The organism is Bacteroidia bacterium (assembly GCA_037045145.1).
Taxonomy (GTDB): Bacteria; Bacteroidota; Bacteroidia; order AKYH767-A; family OLB10; genus OLB10.
The window spans coordinates 642,879-665,553 of sequence record JBAOIA010000011.1 but is presented as its reverse complement, the minus strand read 5'-3'; the positions used below and the strand labels follow the sequence as shown (position 1 = coordinate 665,553).

At 39.1% G+C, this 22,675-nt stretch carries 19 protein-coding genes; 8 read left to right on the top strand and 11 right to left on the bottom strand.

Annotated elements, in window-relative coordinates:
* Positions 1 to 38 precede the first annotated feature (38 nt).
* Genes V9G42_03910 through V9G42_03900 form a run of 3 tightly spaced genes read right to left on the bottom strand, consistent with a single transcriptional unit; the run spans position 39 to position 3,478 of the window.
* On the bottom strand, positions 39 to 1,010 hold the full coding sequence (locus V9G42_03910) for a UDP-glucuronic acid decarboxylase family protein (GenBank protein ID MEI2758564.1): 972 nt from the start codon (positions 1,008 to 1,010) through the stop codon (positions 39 to 41).
* Entirely contained in the window at positions 1,007 to 2,320 is a 1,314-nt protein-coding gene (locus V9G42_03905) for a UDP-glucose/GDP-mannose dehydrogenase family protein (protein MEI2758563.1), read from the bottom strand. The genes V9G42_03910 and V9G42_03905 overlap by 4 nt, the downstream gene beginning before the upstream one ends.
* A 30-nt stretch (positions 2,321 to 2,350) precedes the next feature.
* Positions 2,351 to 3,478, bottom strand: a complete 1,128-nt coding sequence (locus V9G42_03900) for a DegT/DnrJ/EryC1/StrS family aminotransferase (GenBank protein MEI2758562.1) — start codon at positions 3,476 to 3,478, stop codon at positions 2,351 to 2,353.
* 141 nt (positions 3,479 to 3,619) lie between these two features.
* On the opposite strand from V9G42_03900, the gene V9G42_03895 reads away from it, so the two are divergent.
* Complete coding sequence (locus V9G42_03895; protein ID MEI2758561.1) at positions 3,620 to 4,852, top strand: FtsX-like permease family protein; 1,233 nt, start codon at positions 3,620 to 3,622, stop codon at positions 4,850 to 4,852.
* A gap of 179 nt (positions 4,853 to 5,031) precedes the next feature.
* On the opposite strand, the gene secDF is transcribed toward V9G42_03895, so the two are convergent.
* The 4 genes from secDF to dinB form a co-directional block, all read right to left on the bottom strand.
* Entirely contained in the window at positions 5,032 to 8,049 is a 3,018-nt protein-coding gene (secDF, locus tag V9G42_03890; GenBank protein ID MEI2758560.1) for a protein translocase subunit SecDF, read from the bottom strand.
* Between the two features lie 370 nt (positions 8,050 to 8,419).
* Positions 8,420 to 9,193 (bottom strand): hypothetical protein, encoded by a 774-nt coding sequence (locus tag V9G42_03885; protein ID MEI2758559.1) that lies wholly within the window; start codon positions 9,191 to 9,193, stop codon positions 8,420 to 8,422.
* The gene (locus V9G42_03880; GenBank protein MEI2758558.1) at positions 9,162 to 11,342 is read right to left on the bottom strand and encodes a PHP domain-containing protein; all 2,181 of its coding nucleotides are present in this window, start codon (positions 11,340 to 11,342) and stop codon (positions 9,162 to 9,164) included. The genes V9G42_03885 and V9G42_03880 overlap by 32 nt, the downstream gene beginning before the upstream one ends.
* A 261-nt stretch (positions 11,343 to 11,603) precedes the next feature.
* A complete protein-coding gene (dinB, locus tag V9G42_03875) occupies positions 11,604 to 12,812 on the bottom strand; it encodes a DNA polymerase IV (GenBank protein ID MEI2758557.1) in 1,209 nt (402 codons plus the stop codon).
* Between the two features lie 163 nt (positions 12,813 to 12,975).
* On the opposite strand from dinB, the gene V9G42_03870 reads away from it, so the two are divergent.
* From V9G42_03870 to V9G42_03855, 4 genes are all read left to right on the top strand, one after another.
* On the top strand, positions 12,976 to 14,010 hold the full coding sequence (locus tag V9G42_03870; protein ID MEI2758556.1) for a hypothetical protein: 1,035 nt from the start codon (positions 12,976 to 12,978) through the stop codon (positions 14,008 to 14,010).
* Between the two features lie 66 nt (positions 14,011 to 14,076).
* Positions 14,077 to 14,355 (top strand): hypothetical protein, encoded by a 279-nt coding sequence (locus tag V9G42_03865; protein MEI2758555.1) that lies wholly within the window; start codon positions 14,077 to 14,079, stop codon positions 14,353 to 14,355.
* 83 nt (positions 14,356 to 14,438) lie between these two features.
* The gene (locus tag V9G42_03860) at positions 14,439 to 15,035 is read left to right on the top strand and encodes a sigma-70 family RNA polymerase sigma factor (protein ID MEI2758554.1); all 597 of its coding nucleotides are present in this window, start codon (positions 14,439 to 14,441) and stop codon (positions 15,033 to 15,035) included.
* Positions 14,980 to 16,203 (top strand): tetratricopeptide repeat protein, encoded by a 1,224-nt coding sequence (locus tag V9G42_03855; GenBank protein ID MEI2758553.1) that lies wholly within the window; start codon positions 14,980 to 14,982, stop codon positions 16,201 to 16,203. Before V9G42_03860 ends, V9G42_03855 begins: the two co-directional genes overlap by 56 nt.
* A gap of 6 nt (positions 16,204 to 16,209) precedes the next feature.
* Here the strand turns inward: V9G42_03855 and V9G42_03850 are convergent, their stop codons facing one another.
* Positions 16,210 to 16,965 carry a uroporphyrinogen-III synthase gene (locus V9G42_03850; GenBank protein ID MEI2758552.1) on the bottom strand — a complete coding sequence of 252 codons (756 nt, stop codon included), beginning with the start codon at positions 16,963 to 16,965 and terminating at the stop codon, positions 16,210 to 16,212.
* 23 nt (positions 16,966 to 16,988) lie between these two features.
* Entirely contained in the window at positions 16,989 to 18,017 is a 1,029-nt protein-coding gene (locus V9G42_03845) for a DUF4271 domain-containing protein (GenBank protein MEI2758551.1), read from the bottom strand.
* A gap of 139 nt (positions 18,018 to 18,156) precedes the next feature.
* Here V9G42_03845 and V9G42_03840 point away from each other — a divergent pair, with 139 nt between their 5' ends.
* Positions 18,157 to 18,606, top strand: a complete 450-nt coding sequence (locus V9G42_03840; GenBank protein MEI2758550.1) for a GNAT family N-acetyltransferase — start codon at positions 18,157 to 18,159, stop codon at positions 18,604 to 18,606.
* Positions 18,607 to 18,613: 7 nt separating this feature from the next.
* A complete protein-coding gene (locus tag V9G42_03835) occupies positions 18,614 to 20,458 on the top strand; it encodes a M1 family metallopeptidase (GenBank protein ID MEI2758549.1) in 1,845 nt (614 codons plus the stop codon).
* On the opposite strand, the gene V9G42_03830 is transcribed toward V9G42_03835, so the two are convergent.
* On the bottom strand, positions 20,459 to 20,842 hold the full coding sequence (locus V9G42_03830; GenBank protein MEI2758548.1) for a DUF1987 domain-containing protein: 384 nt from the start codon (positions 20,840 to 20,842) through the stop codon (positions 20,459 to 20,461). It abuts the gene before it with no gap.
* A gap of 10 nt (positions 20,843 to 20,852) precedes the next feature.
* Positions 20,853 to 21,404 carry a SiaB family protein kinase gene (locus tag V9G42_03825; GenBank protein ID MEI2758547.1) on the bottom strand — a complete coding sequence of 184 codons (552 nt, stop codon included), beginning with the start codon at positions 21,402 to 21,404 and terminating at the stop codon, positions 20,853 to 20,855.
* Positions 21,405 to 21,504: 100 nt separating this feature from the next.
* Between V9G42_03825 and V9G42_03820 the strand changes: the two genes are divergently transcribed.
* Positions 21,505 to 22,596 carry an ABC transporter permease gene (locus V9G42_03820; GenBank protein ID MEI2758546.1) on the top strand — a complete coding sequence of 364 codons (1,092 nt, stop codon included), beginning with the start codon at positions 21,505 to 21,507 and terminating at the stop codon, positions 22,594 to 22,596.
* Positions 22,597 to 22,675: the final 79 nt, after the last annotated feature.

The window sequence follows — 22,675 nt, the reverse complement described above, 5'->3', positions numbered from 1 at the left end:
GAAATTAGCCCTTTGTCACTATTGAATGTTAAAAAAAATCAACTAAAGCGGTGTGCTGATTTGTTTAGTTCTTCCGATGGCAGCGACTTAAAATATTCGTAAGTAATCTTTAAACCTTCTTCACGCGAGACCTTAGGTGTCCATCCCAATATTTCTTTAGCACGTGTAATATCAGGCTGTCTTTGTTTAGGATCATCCTGTGGCAATGGTTTATAGACTATTTTTTGTGTGGTGCCTGTAAGTTTGATAATCTCTTCGGCAAATTGCTTTATAGTTATCTCCACAGGGTTACCAATATTAACGGGTTGTGAATAATCGCTGTGCAGCAAACGGAAGATACCTTCTATCAAATCGTCAACATAACAAAACGAGCGCGACTGACTGCCATCACCAAAAACGGTAAGATCTTCACCACGCAATGCCTGACCAACAAATGCAGGTAATGCACGGCCATCATTCAGACGCATACGAGGTCCATAGGTGTTAAAAATTCTTACAATACGTGTTTCTAATTTATGATAGGTATGATAGGCCATGGTTATGGCTTCCTGAAATCTTTTGGCTTCGTCATACACACCACGCGGCCCAATAGGGTTTACATTTCCCCAATAGTCTTCACTTTGTGGATGCACCAATGGGTCACCATAAACTTCAGAAGTACTGGCCACTAATATGCGTGCTTTTTTTGCTAATGCAAATCCAAGTAAATTATGCGTTCCTAAAGAGCCTACTTTTAATGTCTGAATAGGAATTTTAAGATAGTCTATCGGTGATGCAGGTGATGCAAAATGCAGAATATAATCTATCTTACCGGGTACATGCACAAACTTGGAAACATCGTGATGGTAAAAATCGAACTCACGCAGTTTAAAGAGATGTGCAATATTGTTTAAATCACCGGTGATTAAGTTGTCCATTCCAACAACATGATAACCTTCGCGAATGAAACGGTCGCATAGGTGTGATCCTAAAAATCCGGCTGCACCGGTAATTAATATTCTTTTTGTCATGGTTTTACCGTTTGACGGCCAATGCTATTGTAATAATAACCTGCTTCCTGCATCTTTTGCGGCTCGTACAAATTGCGTCCGTCAAAAATTACTTTACCTTTTAGCGTTGATTGCATTTTATCAAAATCAGGTGTTCTGAAGGCACTCCATTCTGTAGCTATCAACAAAGCATCGGCACCTTCTAATGCATGGTACTCATCATTAGCAAACTCAATTTTATCTCCAATCTGTTTTTTTACATTGTCCATTGCCTCCGGGTCGAATGCTCTTATTGTGGCACCTGCTTTTGTAAGCAAGTCAATAATATATAGTGATGGTGCTTCGCGAATATCATCGGTGTCGGGCTTAAATGCAAGACCCCATAACGCAAAACGTTTACCTTTTACATTGCCCCCATAATATTCCAATACTTTTTCTGCAAGCAACATTTTTTGTTTGTTGTTTACAGTCATCACCGATTGCAAAATACTAAAGTCATATCCATACTTTCCTGAGGTATGTTCCAATGCCTGCACATCTTTTGGGAAACAACTTCCACCATATCCAATACCGGCAAACAAAAACCGTTTTCCTATTCTGTCGTCAGAGCCTATGCCTATACGCACTGCATCTACATTGGCTCCTACTTTTTCGCAAAGATTGGCAACCTCATTCATAAAAGTAATTTTTGTTGCCAGAAATGAGTTGGCTGCATACTTTGTTAATTCTGCACTGCGCTCGTCCATAAAATATATTGGATTTCCCTGACGCAGAAACGGAGCATAAAGCTCTCCCATAACTTTCTTTGCTTTCTCTGAACGTGTTCCGATAACTACACGATCGGGTTTCATAAAATCATCCACTGCAAATCCTTCGCGCAAAAATTCAGGATTTGAGATGACATCAAATTCTCCTTTATAATTTTTTGCTATTGCATCTCTTACTGCTTCGGCAGTACCAACAGGCACGGTGCTTTTGTTAATGATTATTTTATAGCCTTCAAGCATTTTTCCTAATTGGTCGGCAACACCAAGCACATAGGATAAATCGGCAGAGCCATCTTCACCGGGAGGCGTGGGCAATGCAAGAAATATAATTGATGAATGTTTAACTGCATCTGCAAGCTGCGTGGTAAACGACAAACGATTTTGTCTGATATTTCTTTCGAACAATACATCAAGATGTGGTTCATAGATTGGAATTTTTCCTTGTTTCATACTATCAACCTTTGCCTGATCTATATCTACACAAACTACATGATTGCCCATTTCGGCAAAACAAGTTCCGGTAACTAAACCTACATAACCTGTACCTACAACTCCAATGTTCATATTAAAATTCTATTCGGATAAAACTATTTTCTATTTACAAAATTCAAGTACTGCTCGCGTAATATATTCCAATTGCTCTTCATCTAATTCCGTATGCATTGGTAATGACAATACATTAGCACAAAGTTTTTCTGTTACCGGAAACTGTCCTTCTTTATAACGTTCATCTTTATAAGCCTTTTGCATATGCAATGGAATAGGATAATAAATCATGGCCGGAATTTCCTTCTCTGCCAGATATTGCCTTAACTCATCACGGTTAACGCCATTAAGCACCAAGGTATATTGATGAAAAACGTGAGTAGAGTTTTTACTTCTTTCGGGTGTTGTTATTTTTGAATTGCCATTAAATGCCTTATCATAATATGCTGCTGCTTTTTGTCGTGCGGCAGCATAACTGTCAAGATGTTTTAATTTTACTCTTAAAATTGCTGCCTGAATACTGTCAAGTCTTGAATTTACACCAATTTCATCATGTACATACTGAACAGACTGACCATGGTTAGCAATCATTCTTATTTTCTTTGCCAGAGTATCATCATTGGTAAAAAGTGCTCCGCCATCGCCCATACAACCTAAATTTTTACTCGGAAAAAATGAAGTGCAGCCAATGGTTCCTATTGTACCGGCTTTTTGTTTTCTGCCATCAGAGAAAGTGTAATCTGCACCAATGGCTTGTGCCACATCTTCAATTACGTAAAGCTTGTGCTTAGCAGCAATTTTCATAATGGGTTCCATATCGGCACATTGACCAAATAAATGCACCGGAACAATTGCTTTTGTTTTTGGTGTGATGGCTTTTTCGATAGCTGCCGGATCTATTGAGAATGTACCGGGAATAACTTCCACTAAAACAGGTTTTAATTTTAGTAATGCTATTACTTCTGCCGTAGCCACATAAGTAAAACTTGCTGTTATCACTTCATCACCGGGTTGAAGATTGAGTGCCATCATGGCTATCTGCAAAGCATCTGTTCCATTTGCACAATTTATTACATGACCTACACTCAAATATTTTTCCAGCTCTGCCTGAAAAGCTTTAACCTCAGGTCCGTTTATGTAGGCCGATGAAGTAACTGTGTCAGAAATAGCTTTATCAACTTCAGGTTTTATTTTTTGATATTGACTAATCAGGTCAACCATGTGGAGTTTTTTCATCACATTACAAATTTGAGGCAGCGAAGATACTATTTAGCCTTGTTATAGCCTATTAACACAATGCTAAGGTTTTAAAAAGTACAGACAAATTTAAATCGTTGTTGTAAAAGTGATTAAACTTGCTGACTTTAGCCCACAAGCATGAATCTGATTATCAAAATAGCATCGCGTTACCTCATAGGCAAGAAATCGCATAACATTGTCAATTTGGTTAGTCTGGTTTCTATTGCCGGTGTGTTTACAGGCACTATGGCATTGATTGTGGTATTAAGTGTATTCAACGGATTTGGTAATCTGGTAATTTCACTTTACGACACCTTCGACCCTGACATTAAAATTACAGCTGTAAAAGGAAAAACTTTTAATACAGACGCCATTAATCTTGAAACGATTAATGCAATAAACGGAATTCAGTATGCCGCTTTTACCATAGAGGAAAACTGCCTTGCCCGATATGGAGAAAAACAAGACATTGTTACATTAAAAGGCATGGACAGCGAGCTGATGAAAAAAAACGGACTTAGCAAAGCCGTGATTACCGGTTTGCCGATTCTGAAAAGCGGTGAACGCAACTTTGCCATTATTGGAAGTGGTGTTGCCTATGCACTCTCTGTAAACATGAACACGACCAATGAGCCTCTGATGCTTTATCTCCCTGACAAAAATTTTACTTCACCAAGTGACGTTGAAAATTCATTAAGACAGATGAACATTACCGTTGGTGGAATTTTTGCCATTCAACAGGATTTTGATTCTAAATATATTTTAGCACCAAGGTCTTTTGTTCAGGAGTTTATTGATGCAGAAGGGAAAGCATCAGCAATGGAGATTATGCTCAAACCCGGTGTTGATGAAGCTGCCATAATTCAGAAAATAAAGGAAATTACCGGAAATGACTTTTCTGTTAAGAACCGTGTTCAACAACATGAGTTTCTATACAAAATTCTGAGTTCAGAGAAATGGGCTGTTTTTCTTATTCTCTCTTTTATTATGGTCATCGGAATTTTTAATATTCTGGGAACACTAACCATGCTTGTGATAGAGAAAAAGAAAGATATTATTATTCTTAAAAATTTGGGTGCCGGTTTCACAATGGTTAAAAAAATATTTTTCATGGAGGGCATTTTAATTACCCTTGTGGGTGTGGTTGGCGGTTTGTTTGCCGGTGGCATCATTTGTTTTATGCAACAACATTTTCATCTCATCAAATTAGGTAATGCCGATTCGTTTGTTGTGGAAGCCTATCCGGTTCAAATGCAAGTTACCGATTTTATCAGCGTCTTTTTAGTAGTATTTTGCATAGGTGCACTTGCTTCCTATTTTATTGCGACACACTTGGTAAAAAAGCAATATTCCGAAACCGGAAAGGTGTAGAATGGTTAACTAAAAAAAATGACACTGTTAAACTACCGGTATTTTTATTCCCACAAGAAAAACAATCGCGTATTTTAATAACAAGATACATTCTAATTGAAACGATCATTATTCCTAAAAAGAAATAAAAATGGCTGTCCTTTCTAGACAGCCATTTCCAGTTAAATTATTCTAAGAAATTATTTTTTCGCTACCCCTTCATGTGCATTTCCACCAAGGTCAATTACAATTGGTGTTGAAATACAGAGTGAAGAATAAGTTCCGATGATACGTCCGATGAGAAGTGCAAAAATGAAGCTGCGTATTACTTCTCCACCGAAAATAAAGATTACAATCAATACAAAGAAAACAGTTAATGTAGTGTTGATGGTTCGGCTTAAGGTGGCATTCAATGCTTCGTTAATAATTTGCTTATCATCGGCAGTATGATGATGTCCGAGATATTCGCGGATACGGTCAAATACAACTACAGACTCTGTCATTGTGTAACCCATTACCGTCAGGATAGCTGCAATAAAGTGCTGATCTATTTCAAGTGCTACAGGAATAATACCTGAGAGCAATGTAAAGAATGACAATACAATTAACACATCATGGAACAATGCAACCACAGCACCAAGTCCATATTGCCATTTTTTGAATCGGATAAAGATGTAAACGAACATCAGGGCACATGAAATCAAAACAGCCCAAACTGCGCTTTGCTTTATATCATCTGCAATAGTTGGTCCTACTTTTTGAGATGAAATAATATTTTTTGTTTTGAAAGTTTCAAAATCAGGTGCTGTTCCATAAAGTGGTGTCAACCCTTTATAAAGTTTGTCAACGATAACATTCTCCACATTGGATGCTGTATCGTGAATAAGATAGGCTGTTGTAATTTTAAAACGATCTGTAGTACCTACTGATTTTACTTCAGGTGCTTCAACCAACTGAGGCTCCAATGCCATTCTGATGTCTTCTGTAGAAAGACTTTTATCCATCTGAATGGTGTAGGTGCGTCCACCTTCAAAATCAACACCGTAATTCAATCCTTTTATTGCGAAAGAAACGATACCTGCAATGATGACAATTGAGGATAGGATATAATATTTCTTTCTGTTGTCAACAAAGTTGAAGTGAATGTTTTTGTAAATATTATTAGAGAACTCATTACCGAAAGAAATAGGCTTGTTTTTATCAAGCATCCCTTCAAAAATGAGTCTTGAAAGCAACACCGCAGAAAATAATGATGTGAGTACACCTATTACCAATGTAGTAGCAAATCCTTGCACCGGTCCAGAACCGAATATATAAAGTACTATACCCAAAATGAGCAATGTGATGTTTGAGTCAAGGATGGAAGGCATGGCATGTTTAAAACCATCAGAAACAGCAAGCCTTATTCCTTTACCTGCTTTTAACTCTTCGCGTACACGCTCAAAAATAAGAATGTTGGCATCCACAGAAAGACCTATGGTGAGGACGATACCCGCAATACCCGGAAGTGTAAGAACAGCACCTAACGATGCAAGCACTCCCATGATAAAGAAAATGTTGGCAAACAATGCAATGTTGGCTACCCAACCTGCACGCATATAATAGAATCCCATAAACAACAGAATCACTACAAATGCACCGGCAAAAGACATCCAACTGTTTTGGATAGCCTCTTCACCAAGTGATGGACCCACAATGGCTTCTTCAACAATTCGTGCCGGAGCAGGAAGTTTACCTGCCTTTAGAATGTTAGCCAAATCCTGTGCTTCTGAGATTTCGAAGTTTCCGGTGATGGAAGAACGACCACCTGCAATTTCTCCCTGTACATTCGGGAAAGAATAAACATAATTATCAAGAACAATAGCAATACTCTTTCCAACGTTTTCGCCTGTAAGTCTTTTCCAGGTCTTAGCACCTTCAGGATTCATTGACATAGAAATTTCCGGTGAGCTGTTAAACTGTCCAAAATCCTGTCGGGCATCTGTAATTACAGAGCCGTCCATTGGTGCTTTGCCATCGCGGCTTTTTACTTTAATGGCAACTAACTCTAAAAACTTAGATTCTTTTGTAGGTGGCTTGGCTGTCCATAACAAACGCAAATCGCGTGGAAGAATATTTTTTATTTCGGGGCGTTCCAGAATTTCACGCAGCTTACCGGTGTCTTTAATAGCAGCATAACCTACTACCGGACCTTTGCGGTATTCGCTTTGGTTTTGTGCATTGGTAAAAATTGCCGGAGTAAGCAGTGCAAACAATGGGTTCTCTTTAGAGAATTTTGCAAACTGTGCACTGGAAGAAGTGTCTTTTGCAGCAGCTGTATCGCTCTCTAATTTGCTGAGTAGTGCAGGTTTTTTCATTGCACCGGTATCTGCAGCGGCAGTTAAAGAATCACCGGTAGCAGCAACAGTTGTATCTGATTTTGCAGTAGAATCTGTTGGTACAGGTGTTTCAAGTGCAGCAAGTTTCTTATTTACTGCTTCTAACTGTGGAAATATTTCTGCATTATCATAGGTTTCCCAAAACTCAAGCTGTGCAGTTCCTTGTAGCAGTTTACGCACACGATCAGGCTCTTTTACTCCTGGTAGTTCAATCAATATACGACCGCCACCCAATTGCTGAATGTTGGGTTGTGTTACACCGAATTTATCAATACGTGTGCGAAGAATATTGTAGGTGCGACTGATGGCAGCATCAGCTTCTGATTGTATAACTTTAACTACTTCGGCATTTGTAGAGTTGAAGTTTACTCTGTTCTGCAAATCCATAGTGCTGTATAGTGCAGCAAGTTTGGCTCCCGGATTGTTACGCTCAAAAGCTTCACCAAACAGTTGCACCAAACCTTTCTGACTGGTTCGCTGAGCCTGATGTGCATCATCTAAAGCTTTTACCAGCATTGGATCGTTAGGGTTGTTGGCCATGTTGCGAATCAGGTCAGTAACGCTCACTTCCATCGTTACGTTCATACCTCCCTTTAGGTCAAGACCCAGGTTGATTTCACGTTCCTTACATTCCTGATAGGTGTATTTTTTAAAGCCAAGATTATAAGCTGTTAACTGACTGATAGAGTCAATATAGGCTTTGTATGCTTCGGGGTTGCCATTAGTTGCCTCATGTGCCTTGCTTTCAATACGGTTTGTTACTATGGTAAACGACAACTGAAACAGACAGATGATGGATACCAGAATGGCTAAAAATTTAATTGCGCCTTTACTTTGCATGAATAATTGATTTTTTCGGTATTTTTTTAAGAGCGGCAAATATAAAGGTTTTTAACAAACCTAAGGCATGGTATATATCTCTGTTTTTCAGCATACTGCACATTTTCAAAACCATCGTAATGTGCAAAAACACGCTGTTAAACTATTGCCTGTCAGTAACAAAATAAATTTGGTTCGGTAACAAAGGTTTTATTTTATCACTGTAAATCTAAGCCTACATATCAATTCAGAAGAGGTTTGGAATTCCACTTAGTTCTACAGCTTTGATTCTAAGCTCCCGGCTGTAAGTTGTTCTTTCTCTTTTCATGCGTTAAAATTAATCTACAGGGGCTTATCTTTTTTGTCCACACAAAGATGGGAACTCTAGGGGTCAATTGCCGACAGCATCGGCAAACCTTATTTTGTAGGGCAACAAACTCAGGGAGGTGACATCTATGCTGTAAAAACCAAACTCCTGCACCACCTTTCCGGTGATGCGGTAGCAACCCTTTCCGCGAAAAGGATATTGCTTCACTACGTTAGGAAAGTGTGTGGTGTCAATCCACTGTCCGTTGTGGTCTAAAAAAGTACCAAACGCCATGGGCTGTCCATGCTTGGTGCGTGTGGGTTTGCGTGTCACAAAATAACCTGCAATAGCAACGGTTCTGCCACAATGCTGCGGCAACTCCGAAGCCAGTGCAACAAAATTTATTTCATTGCATAGGAGCGGCTCTGCCGTGAGCAACTCAAATGGCGAGCATAACGGAAAGCCCAGCATTTCTATTTCATCCCAGGTGTCGTCTGTTTGGCTGCTATGAAGTTCGGGTAGTGTAAAGTGCTGTTGTTCGGCTTCAAATAATTGCCTTGCCGTACAGGTTTTTTTCTCATGACCAATAATTTCGTGAATGTCCCATAGCAATTGCTGCTTGGTTCTGCCCGTAAAACGTAAAGCATTTATGCGTATGAGCAGCCGCAACTGCTCCAATGAAATTTCTACCCGTTGCATAAAACCTGCCAGCGAAGTAAAAGAGCCTTCCTGTGTTCTTGCCTTCAAAATATTTTCAACGGTTTTTGTTTCCAGCTCACCCACCAAATGAAATCCGAGATAAATATTTTTTCCGCTGATGGTGGTTTCATAAGCACTGTGGTTTACATCGGGTGCCAAGAATAATGCCTCCGTTCAGGCGGGCCTCATGCACATAAAACTCAGCTGCGTAAAACCCTCCACCGTTGTTGATACATGCCACCATATACTCAAGTGGAAAATACGTCTTTAAAAACATACACTGATAGCTCTCTACGGCATAAGAGGCAGAGTGCCCCTTGCTGAAGGCATATCCGGCAAACGATTCAATCTGCCGCCACACCTCAGCAGTAGTGCCGGGCGCATGTCCCTTTTGTGCGCAGCCTTTAAAAAAAGCATCTTTCACTTTCTCAAACTCTGCACGGCCACGGTATTTGCCACTCATACCTCTGCGCAGCATGTCGGCCTCAGTAAGTGTAAGTCCTGCAAAATAATGTGCTACCTTAATCACATCTTCCTGATAAACCATCACACCAAAAGTTTCGCGCATCAACTCCTCCATCATCGGATGTATGTAGGTTCTGCGGCTTATGTCATGAAACCGCATAATGTATTCGCGCATCATGCCGCTTTGTGCCACCCCGGGACGAATGATCGAACTGGCGGCCACTAAGTCGAGATATGTTTTTGCTTTTAGCTTCTTTAGCAACATACGCATGGCAGGGCTTTCCACATAAAAACATCCCATCAGGTTTGCCTGTTCAAGATTATGTCTCACAGCCTCATCTTCCTTAAACCGTTTGATGTTGTGTATATCCACTTTGATTTTTTGGTTTTGCTCTATGATGATTACAGCATCTTTTACTTTTCCCAGTCCACGCTGCGACAGGATATCAAATTTATAAAGGCCTAGATCTTCAGCTTCGAGCATGCTGAACTGTGTAAGCGGAAATCCTTTGGGCGGATTGTCTAAAGCAGTGTAATATGTCATTGGTTTTTCTGAGATGAGAATACCTCCTGCATGAATGCTCAGGTGTGCAGGCAGGTCTATGATGCGCTGTGCATACTGCAAAACCAAACGGCTGATAGGGTCTTTTTTTTCATTGCCATGCTCAAAAAAAGAATCTATCTCTGCCTTGGGCAACCCAAAAACTTTTCCCAGCTCGCGTATGGCTGCATCGCGCTGAAAGGTGCTGTAGGTAGCCAGCAAGGCAACATGCTCTCTGCCAAAAGTGCTGCGGTTAAAGATGTAGTCAATCACATCATCGCGTTCGTTCCAGCTGAAATCAATGTCGAAGTCGGGAGGGCTGGTGCGCTGCGGATTGATAAACCGCTCGAAGTACAAGTCGAGGTCTATGGGGTCAACATCGGTAATGCGCAGCAGGTAGGCTACCATGCTGTTGGCACCACTGCCACGACCTACATAAAAATAGTTTTTGCTTTGTGCATAGCGCACAATGTCGTGATTGATGAGAAAGTAGGACGAATAACCCAGCTCGCCAATCATCTGAATCTCTTTTTCAAAACGGTCAATAATGGTGTCGTCAGTATTTGGGTAGCGATAACTTAAGCCCTCATAACAAAGGCTCATCAGTTTGTGATGATCACGTTTGGCACTGCCCAAAAAATATTTTTTGTTTTTGTTTTTTCCAAATTCAAAATCAATATAACATTGTTCCAAAAGCTGTGATGCCCTGGCAAGCAACTGAGGGTAGTGCCTGTAAATATGTTGCATCTCGTCAGCCGAATACATTACCTCCTGCTGTGGTGCCTGTTCTGTCTGAGGCAACTTACTCAGCAAGGTATTGTTGGCAATAGCCCGCAGCAGCCGGTGTGTGTTAAAGTCTGTTTTGTGGCGAAATGTAGCAGGAGCAAAAGCCACTGACTGATGTAGGTTTTTTTGTTTTGACGAAAAATCAAACCGCAGCAAATCTTCCGGTCGTATTCCAATAAATTCATGACTGAGGAGCTGATTGCTTTCGTCAGCAGTTGACCATTGTGAGCAGGAGTAAACTACAAACACATTTTCAAAAGCAGGAGCACGCTGCGGAAAAGGCTCACCGGAGTTTAAATGATGCGTTAAAAAGCGGTTCAACTCATGAAAGCCTTCGTTGTTTCGGGCAATACCGGTAAATACTTGATTCATGCCATTTCTGAAATCAATGCCGGCAACAGGATGAATGTTATAGTGCGAAGCCATACGAAAAAAATCAGCAACGCCTGATGTATTGTTGATGTCAGTAATAGCCAAGGAGCCTAAGCCTTTTTGTGCAGCTGTTTGCAGCAGCACTTCCGGGTCGAAAATGCCGTACTTAAAAGAAAAGCAGGTGTGGCAACAAAGGTGCATGGTGAGATAACAACATTTATTTAAAAACAGACGATGGGTTTGATTACAGCAAAAACAATGCTTACATTACAATCATTTGTACGGTTGTAATATAATCTTTTTATTCGGTAAGCTATTTTTAAAAAAGATAAATGCGTGTAAACAGAATGTTTACATTTGAGCTAATTAATTCACCCTTCTTACTATTTAACACGCTTCCGGATTTTATTTGCTTTCCGGTGTTTTACTCAATCCATTAAACGGATTAAATCCGCGCAGCGAAAAATTCATAGCAGCGGCACGTTGAATTTTGTCTTCGCCAAAGCGCAGGCGCAGGTTGTCCATAGCCTGATAGAGGTTGATGATTTCTTCGCTGTCTTCAAACAGATTGATTTGATGTCCGCCCCCCACCAGGTGGCTGAACTTTACGCCCACCAGACGAATGAGCAGTCTGCGGTTAAACAGTTTGCCGAACAAATCTTTAACATGTTTGATGATGATGTGGTCGCAGCCGGTGTAGGGAATACGGCATTGCATGGTATGTGTGTCGAAATTGCTGTAGCGTATTTTCACAGCAACGCAGGAGGTGACCTTATGCTCGCTGCGCAGGCGGAAGCATAGTTTCTCCGTCATGGCAATGAGGATGTGTTGCAGACGCTGCACGTCAATAGTGTCCTGCTCAAAAGTTTCTTCTGTGCTCATGCTCTTCTGCTCATGATATGGCTCAACGGGTGTGGTGTCAATGCCGTTGGCCTTTTTCCAGATGGTAGTTCCGTTTTCGCCCAGCACACGCTCCATCAGTTCTACAGGCATTTCCTGTACGGTTTTTACTTTCTCTACACCCATGCTGCGCAGCAGTGTGTAGGTCTTTTCGCCCACCATAGGAATTTTTCGTACCGACAGCGGAGCTAAAAAAAATTTCTCTTCGCCACAGTTCACCTGCATCTGATTGTTGGGCTTTGCTTCATCGGTAGCAATTTTACTTACGGTTTTGTTGGCACTCATACCAAAAGAAATAGGCAGCCCTGTTTCGCGCATGATGCGTTGCCTAAGCTCTGTAGCATGTTTGTAGCAGCCAAAGAACCGATCCATGCCGGTAAGGTCCATATAAAACTCGTCAATACTGCTGCGCTCATACAAGGGCACACTTTCGCAAATAATTTCATTCACCATATCAGAATGCTTGCTGTAGGCATCATAGTCGCCCCGAACAATAATAGCTTCCGGACACAGGCGCTTTGCCTGCTTAATGGGCATGGCAGAGTGCACACCAAATTTTCGTGTTTCGTAACTGCATGCTGCCACTACGCCACGCTCACCACCACCCACAATAACGGGTTTGTTGTTCAACTCCGGATGCAGCAGCCGCGAAACCGACACAAAAAAACAGTCGAGGTCCATGTGTGCTATGGTACGGTTAAAGTTCTCAGCCATGATTATATTACAAACAATCTGATGCCTGCAATATAGCCGGTCTTGCAATTGCTTTGTTTGGCAACAGCATTTTTATTTTTTTAAGTTATTAGCTGTGAGTCAAAAAAGTTAAAGAGTGGTAAAAATATTCAGGCTATTCAAAAACAACTATATTTGAAACAATATGCAAAAAATATTTCACATACTGTGGTGCTTATGTTTTACACTATCAATGCAGGCACAACAGGTAGAATTAAAAACGATTCAATTACCCGTTCAGGTAAGCATTCGCACAATGCAGGCAATAAATGACAGTGTAGTGTGGTTTGCAGCAAACAGAGGTGTTTGGGGTTTCACAAAAGATGGTGGCAACAACTGGTATATAGACTCCATAGCCGTTGATGGAAAATATCCTGAGTTCCGGTCAATGGCTGCATTAAATGATTCAACGGTATTGTTATTGAGCATTGACTCACCGGCATATCTTTTCCGAACCAACAACTATGGCAACAAGTGGCAACGTGTTTACAGCAATTTCAGCAAGGGAATTTTTTTTGACAGCATGACCTTTAAAGATTCTTTGCATGGCATTGCCATAAGCGACCCCATTGACGGGCATTTTATGATTATTAAAACAACCGATGGCGGCAACAAATGGCAAGAGGTTAAAGTAACTGTGCCGGCAGAAAATGGTGAAGGATGTTTTGCCGCAAGCAATACCAACTTGTTTTGGCAACAAAACACACTGATTTTTGCAACCGGTGGCAGCACCTCAAGACTTTTTACCTCTGATAATGATGGTGCATCATTCCTTCCACAAAACACCCCTATGCTTAGTGGCAGTACCATGACAGGAATTTTCACCATGTATTTTGAAAACAAGACAAATGGTTTAATTGGCGGAGGCAACTATCTGCAATCAGACACTACTCCAACCTTGTATCAGACAAACAATGGTGGCAAAACATGGCAACCTATAAAACTTCCGGAAGGTGCTTTTGTATCATGCGCTAAAACAATAAAAACAAAAAAAGACAACTACATCATTGTAACCGGGCATAACGGCACGTATTTAATTGACAGTCGGCATCACATTAAAGACATTAAAAACATTGAAAATCAAATTTTACCATTTTATACCATCAGTGCAACACCTTCACAAAAACAGGTCTGGTTGGCCGGAAAATCAGGAAAAATGGCCGTTTTGAAAATTTATTGAACATATTAGAATAAATGCCTACTTTTATATGCCGCTAAAACGCTGATACATCAAAAATCACTCAATATGGAACTCACCATCATTGCTAAAGAAGATTTATCTGACTACCATTTTGTTCAGCACGAAGTGCTATCAAATGAAATTGATCGTGTAAGACGAAAAATTTTACTCGATGGTGCAATGGCATTAGGAAACGATTACAAGCAAAAAGTGCGAATTGTGTTTGAAACCACTGAAGGCACCTGTGCTGTAGAAACAACCGTTTGGGCAGTAACAAACGATCATGTGGAGCTAAAAGCAGGAAAAGACATTCCTATTTATGCCATTCTGGAAGTAGTACTTTAAACTTTTTCAATTATTTTTTAAAATGGCTTGTGGAATGTTTTACTTCACCGCATCTTTCATATATCAGAAAGTAAAAACTATTTATGTGGCTCATCCGGAGTAAGGATAAAAATGCACTTAGTGATGAAGAGCTCATTCAACACTATCGTAAACATAGCGACAAACAGGCAGTAGGTGTATTGTTTAACCGCTATTCGCACCTGGTGTTTGGGGTTTGTATGAAATACCTTAAAGATTCAGACGACAGTAAAGATGCCGTATTACAGATATTTGAAAAACTGTATGCCGATTTGTTAAAACATGACGTGCAGAAATTTTCGTACTGGATACACCGTGTTGCCCAAAACTTTTGTCTGATGCAGTTGCGCAGCAGACAGGCTGCAAAAAACAGAGCAGACAATTACAGCCTGGATGAAATTGCTTCATCAACAGAATTTGAACCTGAAAATACTGATCATGCACATGAAAAAGAAACGGAACTACTGATGCTTGAAGAAGCAATAAAAACATTGAATGAAGAACAAAGAATATGTATTGAATTATTTTTCCTGAAAGAAAAATGTTATAATGAAATAACAGACCTTACCGGTTTTGATTTCAAACAGGTGAAGAGTTTTATTCAGAATGGAAAAAGAAATCTCAGAATTTATATGGAGAAAAATAATCATGTCAAGTCGTAAAATTGAAATATTTAAAACCTCTGACTGCGTTGATAAAGAACGCCTGACAAAGTATGTGCAGGGAAAAATGACAAATGCCGAAAAGCATATAGTTGAAAAACACCTGACAGACTGCGAGCTATGTTCCGATGCAGCCGAAGGCCTTGCCATGTTAACCACAATGCAACCACTTGACGAAACCAGCAAGCAGGTGTCCGATAAATATTACGCTACTTCAAAACAGACATCATCTATAAACCGATGGTACTATGCCGCAGCATCTGTTGCAATTTTAATTGCAACAGGCTGGATTATTTCTAACTATTCTTATAAACATGAAAATACAGCTGAACAAATTAACAAACCTGCTGTACAACAGAAAATAAACACACAAACACCTTCAACCAATAGTGATGCCGCAATAGAGGAGTCTTCCATTCAACCTCCACCACCACCGCCTGCAGAAGAAAGAATCCAACAGGCATCAAAAAATATAGTTAAAGAACATAATGCAATGGTGGCAAAATCAAGTGCAGAAGATAAAGCCTTTGCTGCGACAGAATCTGTTCAGGAAAAAGATGCAGTTAATGAACATACATCAGCAGGTGTTGCTGCTCCAATAGTTTCGGAATCTGTGGCTGTAGATGGTGATGTTGTTGCTGCTGTGATACCGACAACAAAAAATATTGAAGGCCTAAAAGTGTATGACTACTCCAATCAATACAAACGAGAAAAAAACATCGCCAGAGATGACAATGGCATTCCTGCAAGTTATGAATCGAAAAAAGAAATGGAAAAATCCAAAAGGCTTAATAATATGCAGCCTCGCGAAGTTAAATATCAGGACTTTTTGACTGAAGCATTGGTGGATTACAAAAACAAAAAATACCCATCTGCAATTAACAAGTTACAACTACTACTTTCAGACAATCATAGCGATGTAAATGCACTGTTCTATACGGCAATGTCCTACAGCGAAAATCAACAGTATGATAAAGCACTACACTTCCTTGACCGATTAGATGCACAATCAAATAATACATTTAATCAGGAATCGGCTTGGCACAGGGCATTACTGCTGCTGCAAAAAGGTGAACAGGATAAAGCAAAAGAGTTATTACAGAAAATAATTTCTTCAAAAGGATTTTATGCCACACAAGCGCAGCAAAAACTGAATGAGACTAAATAATAAATTTTATTTATTAGCTTTCTTCAGATACTGCTCAATAGCCATTGTCATACTTGGTGCCTGAGGAATAGGAGCTTCTATTTCTACTTTTAACTTAGCATCTTTAGCAGTTTGAGATGTGGAGACACCAAATGTTGCAATTCTGGTATTGCCTTGTTTGTACTTAGGAAAATTCTTCAACAGCGACTGTACACCGGAAGGACTAAAGAACACAATCATATCAAATGATTCAATATTCACATCAGAAAGATCGCTGCTTACCGTTCTGTAAATGGCAGCAGTTATAAAATTAAGGTTGCCTTCCTTCAAAGTATTTATGATGTCGGGATTCATCACTTCGCTGCAAGGAAGCAAAAACTTTTCTTTCTTATGTTTCTTCAACACATCAGTCAAATCGTTGATGCTGTTGTTGCCATAAAAAACTTTGCGCTTGCGGTAAGTAATATATTTCTGAAGATAAAAAGCTGTTGACTCAGATACACAGAAAAATTTTACTTCATCAAAATTAGTCATACGCATTTCTGAAGCCATTCTAAAATAATGATCAGCAGCCTGACGACTGGTTAAAATCACTGCCTGAAATTCTGCTACATTAACACGGTCTTTGCGAAAATCTTTTGCAGGAATACCCTCAATCTGAATAAATGGCTGAAAGTCAATTTTTACATTGAACTTTTTTGCAAGATCAAAGTACGGATTCTTTTCCGTTTCCGGCTTGGGTTGCGTTACGAGTATTGTCTTTACTTTCGAATTTCCGGCCATGCGTTTTTAATCACCTTATTTAATTACTCCGATGCAAGCTTTATTATCAATACAATCGGTACAATTTCAAGGGTGCAAAAGTATAAAATTAAATAATACAAAGAATAACCTTGCACAGTACGGGAAATCAAAAAAGCCCTGTACAATAAAAAAATAAATGCCAGAGCAAGGATTCCTATCACCAGATATATGTAATTTATCAAACTCACACCCGATAAATATGCCATAAATGAAGTAATCAGCACTAGCAAAACGCCTAATAAGTTGTTGGTTAAAAAAATGGAAAAAATAAAAACCGCCACCGGTTTATCGAGATTAAAAACAGTGCCTATAAGTTTTAGTAGCAACATTTTAACTGTAAAAAAAACTGCTGTCACGAATGCAAAAAACAAAAAACGCAACAGTCCTTCATTCAAAATTGGATGATTCCAGTTGTAGCGAACACTAATCCAATAAAAAAATAAACCTGAACTGCAATAGAAAATTACATTCAGTAAAACAGAAGCACGCTGAACTAATAAATTTTCATCGCGCACAACCTGATTGGTAACAGCAAAACTATATACAGCTTCTACTAACTGTCGGAAAATATTCTGATAAAAAACTTTTACGGTTGTAATACCTGCAATCAGAAAAAATAGAACTACAGTAAACCAATCGGGAGCTATCTTATTAAACAATTGTGGTGATGAAGATTTTACCTCCAGTTGATGCTGTTTGAAATAGGTAGAAGACGAAATAAATGGCTGATCCGTATTGTTTAATTCATCATTTTCCTCATCAGTAAAACGAAATAATCTCAACATGCCGGCAACAGATGTGTCACCCACTTGTTGAATACTATCGTTTGCTAAAGGTCTTACTGTATCTATACCGGTGACATTAACTTTTAAGCTATCGGTTTTTAGAGAGAGACCCTGTTTCACAACCTGGTTGCCTATTTTCTCTTTCTTCGTTTGCTGAACAGAATCTTCCTGCGTCCTTTTGAAAGGAGAAAAAGGAATCTTTCCAGTTCGGCTGCTGTCAGTAACAATAAGTTGCGGCAATGACATGGCGCCAAAGTTATTTAATTACTTTGATGCAAAGCGTGTTAATCATCAAAATGCTGTTAACAATTTATTCCATCGCAATACTTCTTTTTCTATTCATAAAATGTGCTTTATATTCGCTGCCGTATCATGCCATCACAGAATGAATATTTCCTGGAAGTTTAAACCTTTTAATGATCTTACTGCACATGAACTGCATGATTTTTTACACCTCAGGCAGCAGGTTTTTATTGTGGAGCAAAATTGTCCTTATAGTGATATTGACAAAACAGATCTACTTTCATTTCATCTTATGGCTTTAATCAATCAGCAATCTGTTGGCTATGCCAGAATTATTCCTCCAGGTGTTTTATATGATGAAGCTTCTATAGGACGCATTGTAACACATCAACAGATTAGGCGAACAGGGTTGGGAAAATTAGTGGTTGAAAAATCGTTAGGAGAATGTCAGAGCATATTCCCTGACAGCCCAATAAAAATTATGGCACAAAGTTACCTTTGTAAATTTTACGAATCATTTGGATTTACAGTCATTAGTGAAGAATTTTTGGAAGATAATATTCCACATATTTATATGATTAAAACAAAATAAATGAACAATGAAAAATATTTTATTTTTAATTCTAGTACCGATTACCATGTTTGCAGATAAGCCAAAAGAGGAAGGTGGAGAATATGTTAAAGATGAACATTCTTATTCCAACCCTGCAGAAATTGTTGTGCAACATCTTGACTTAAATCTTAAAGCTGATTTTTCTGCTAAAAAACTAGTAGGCTTCGTAACCTTACAAATTAAAAATATTACAAATGCAGACACCTTGCGTTTAGACACCTATAATCTGAAAGTAGAAAGTGTTAAAATCAATGATGCCCCTGTTAAATTTATTTTGAAACCTGCTGATGAGATTTTAGGCAGCGAACTTGCCATTCCTGTTGCAGCAAGCACAAAAGAGGTTACCATTTATTATGAAACATCACCTGATGCACGTGCATTACAATGGTTAAACCCTGAACAAACTGCCGGCAAAAAACACCCTTTTTTATATACCCAATCGCAAGCCATACTGGCGCGCAGCTGGATTCCATTACAAGATACACCGGGAATAAAATTTACTTGGACTGCAAATATTCATTGTCCCGAAAAATTGATGGCTGTTATGAGTTGCCCAATGAATCCAAAAAATACAGAAAAAGGAACTTACAATTTTAAAATGCCTTTTGCTGTACCTTCCTATCTGATGGCATTGAGTATTGGCGACCTTTCTTACAAAGCCTATGACAACCGTTGTGGCATTTACGCAGAACCTGTTATGCTGGACAAAGCTTTTCATGAGTTTACAGATTTGCCTGCAATGATTGCATCTGCAGAGCAGCTTTATGGAAAATATCCCTGGAAACAATATGATGTTTTAGTTCTGCCACCTTCTTTCCCGTTCGGTGGGATGGAAAATCCATGTGTCACATTTGCAACACCTACTATTATCACCGGTGACCGCTCATTGGTTAGCCTCATTGCGCATGAATTGGCACACTCATGGAGTGGTAATTTAGTAACCAATGCCACATGGAACGACTTCTGGCTAAATGAAGGCTTTACCGTTTACTTTGAATCGCGCATCATGGAAAAAATTTATGGTAAAGATTATGCTGACATGTTGACTTTACTCTCACAAAATGAACTGAAGCACACTGTTGCCGAAATGGGTAGCAACAATCCAGACACCAAACTTTATATAAACCTTAATGGCCGTGATCCTGATGATGGCGTTGGTGATATTGCCTATGAAAAAGGGCGTTTTTTTCTGCTTGCACTCGAGCAGGCAGCCGGCCGTGATGTTTGGGATGCTTTTTTAAAAAAATATTTTGAAGAGCATCGCTTTCAAACCATGACAACAAAAAAATTTCTATATTATCTGGATGTGAATCTCCTACAGGAAAATCCTCTGATAAAACAAAAAGTAAATGTTGACGAGTGGGTATATGGTACAGGATTACCGAAAAGTCTACCTATCATCAAGAGCAAATATTTTGATCAGGTTGAAAAAGCAGCCGAAGCATTTATCAAGCAGCCAACAGTCATGCCTGACACTGCAGGTTGGACAACACATCACTACCTTCATTTTCTGCGAACTATTGCTCCTGAAATGACCTACGAAAAAGCTGTTGCCTTAGATAATCATTTTCACTTCACTCAAATTCAAAATTCGGAAATTGCATTTGACTGGTTTATGATTTCCATTGCCTGTCATTACAAGCCAGCGTATAAAGCATTGGAAAATTTTCTTAACACAGTAGGACGCAGAAAATTTATTGCACCTCTTTATCGAAAAGCAGCAGCAGATTCAACATTAAAACCGTGGATAGAAGAAATTTATCATTCTGCACGTCCGGGCTATCATGCAGTTGCTGTAAAAACTATTGATGAAATTTTTGAAGGAAAATAATTATCCTGAAATTTTCTCGATACTAAAAGGAAGTTTTACAATGGTCTGATAGTCATCACCGGCTTCCATAATGTCTTCGTCATCTTCCTCATAAAGCCACTTTACATTTACCTTGCCTTTACCTGAAGTATGAATGTTTTCAAGTTTCCTGAACAAGTCGAGCAGGCACTTTGACGAGCTGGTGTTAAAATATTCCAGCTGTACTGTCAGCAAGGTTTGATCTTTGGGCTGTGCAGTATAGGCATCGAGCCAATCGTAAACAGGCTTATAAAATTCTATAGAATTTTCCGGAATGGATTTACCTTTAATTTCAAGACTTCCATTGGCAGCATCAAATGTAATGTGAGGTGTTTTTATGCCAGGTTCAATAATCAGCTTATCCATTTTCTTTGATTTAATTAATTGTTACTTCAAGGGTAAAAAAACTAACAGTATCGGTTACTCCGTCAAAACTGTAAACTATTTTATGTCCCGACTTGCGGGCAATATCAATCATTCCCAAACCGGCACCGCCTTTTTGTGAAAGCTCTGTGGTACTCAGTGTTTCAAGATAATAGGTTCTCAATTCATCGGTGTTCATAGAATTAATTTTCTCAAGCTTTGATTTTAGATCTTCCGATTCTTCTTTCTTGATATAGTTTCCTGTAATAATTCTATAACCTTCGCCTTTTGCTTTTGCAATGATAAAAATTGCAGAGCCGTCAGAAATTTCAGTTACTTCACTCACATTTCTAAAATCTTCCATGTGGTGATAAACATTCTGAAGACACTCGACTAAAATGTGATAAAATCTTTTCTTTCTCTTCGAATCAGTCTTGTCCTGATCCATTCTCGACTCCATAATCTGATATACAGATGCAAGCAAATCCTGAGTAATATCTCCTTTAAAAGAAAGGATAATCTTATCTTGTTCCATGCTCTGAAACAGTGAGAATGTGTGATTCATTGAATTGACGAACCTTTGTTATTACGGCAAACGTACATTTTTTATTTTAATTCATAAAAAACAACTTAACTACATTTGCAGCATTTCTGACATAAACAAGATGAGATATTCACAAACAAAGGCTATGCTGGCAATTGCAAAAGCCAGTTTCAGGTCAATTACACGCAGCCCCAGTGCTGTGGTTTTTACGCTGGTTTTTCCGCTAACCTTTATTCTGGTTTTTGGATTTTTATCGGGTACCGGGCTTAAAGTCAAATTATTTCTGACCCCTTCAAGCGATCAGCATAATCCAATTTATGAAGCTACAAAAAACATTGATGTTATCAATTGGGTTGAAGGCGATTCTACTGCTGCAAGCAAAAAACTTCAACAGGGAAAAATTGATGGCATGTTGGTTATCACAAAAAATATTTCGGAAGGCAAAACAGATTTTACAGTAAAACTTATTAGCTCCACAGCTGCACCTGAAGGCGGAGCACTTTCTAAAAATATTTTAGACAATCTTATAAGCAAAATAAATTTGTACGATGCCCATGTGGCGCATCCATTGGCGCAACTAAAAAGCGAAGAAATTGCAGGACGCGAATACAAGAAAATAGATTTTATACTTCCCGGTCAGTTAGGCTTTGCCTTATTGTCAACAGGAGTTTTTGGAACTGCATTTGTTTTTTTCAGTCTCAGGCAAACCTTAGTCATTAAACGGTTTTTTGCTACGCCTGTAAAACGCATTTACATTGTTCTGGGCGAAACATTAAGCCGTATGGTATTTTCATTGCTCGGTGCTTGTTTTATCATAGGTGTAGGCAGGTTTGCGTTTGGTTTTACACTCATTAACGGCATAAGCACTTTTCTTACCATGATGCTTATTTGTGCCTTCGGACTCATAGTTTTTATGGGTTTTGGTTTTGTAGTTTCAGGAATTGCTAAAAGCGAAAGCACCATCCCACCCATTGCCAACATCATAACCATGCCACAGTTTTTGTTGTCGGGCACGTTTTTTCCAATTGATGTTTTTCCAAAATGGCTGCAACCATTTTGTAAAGCACTGCCATTAACCTACCTTAATGATGCACTTCGCGAAGTTGCATTTGAAGGTGCAGGGCTAATAGACGTCTTATCAAAGCTTTTGGTATTACTACTCTGGGGTGTTATTATTTATATTGTAGCTGCCAAAACGTTTCGTTGGGAGTAATTCATTCAATAATAATCATTAAAAATGCTGACAAAAATGCAGGTTGTGTATATTTGCACACTGTTTGATTGTTGTTAAA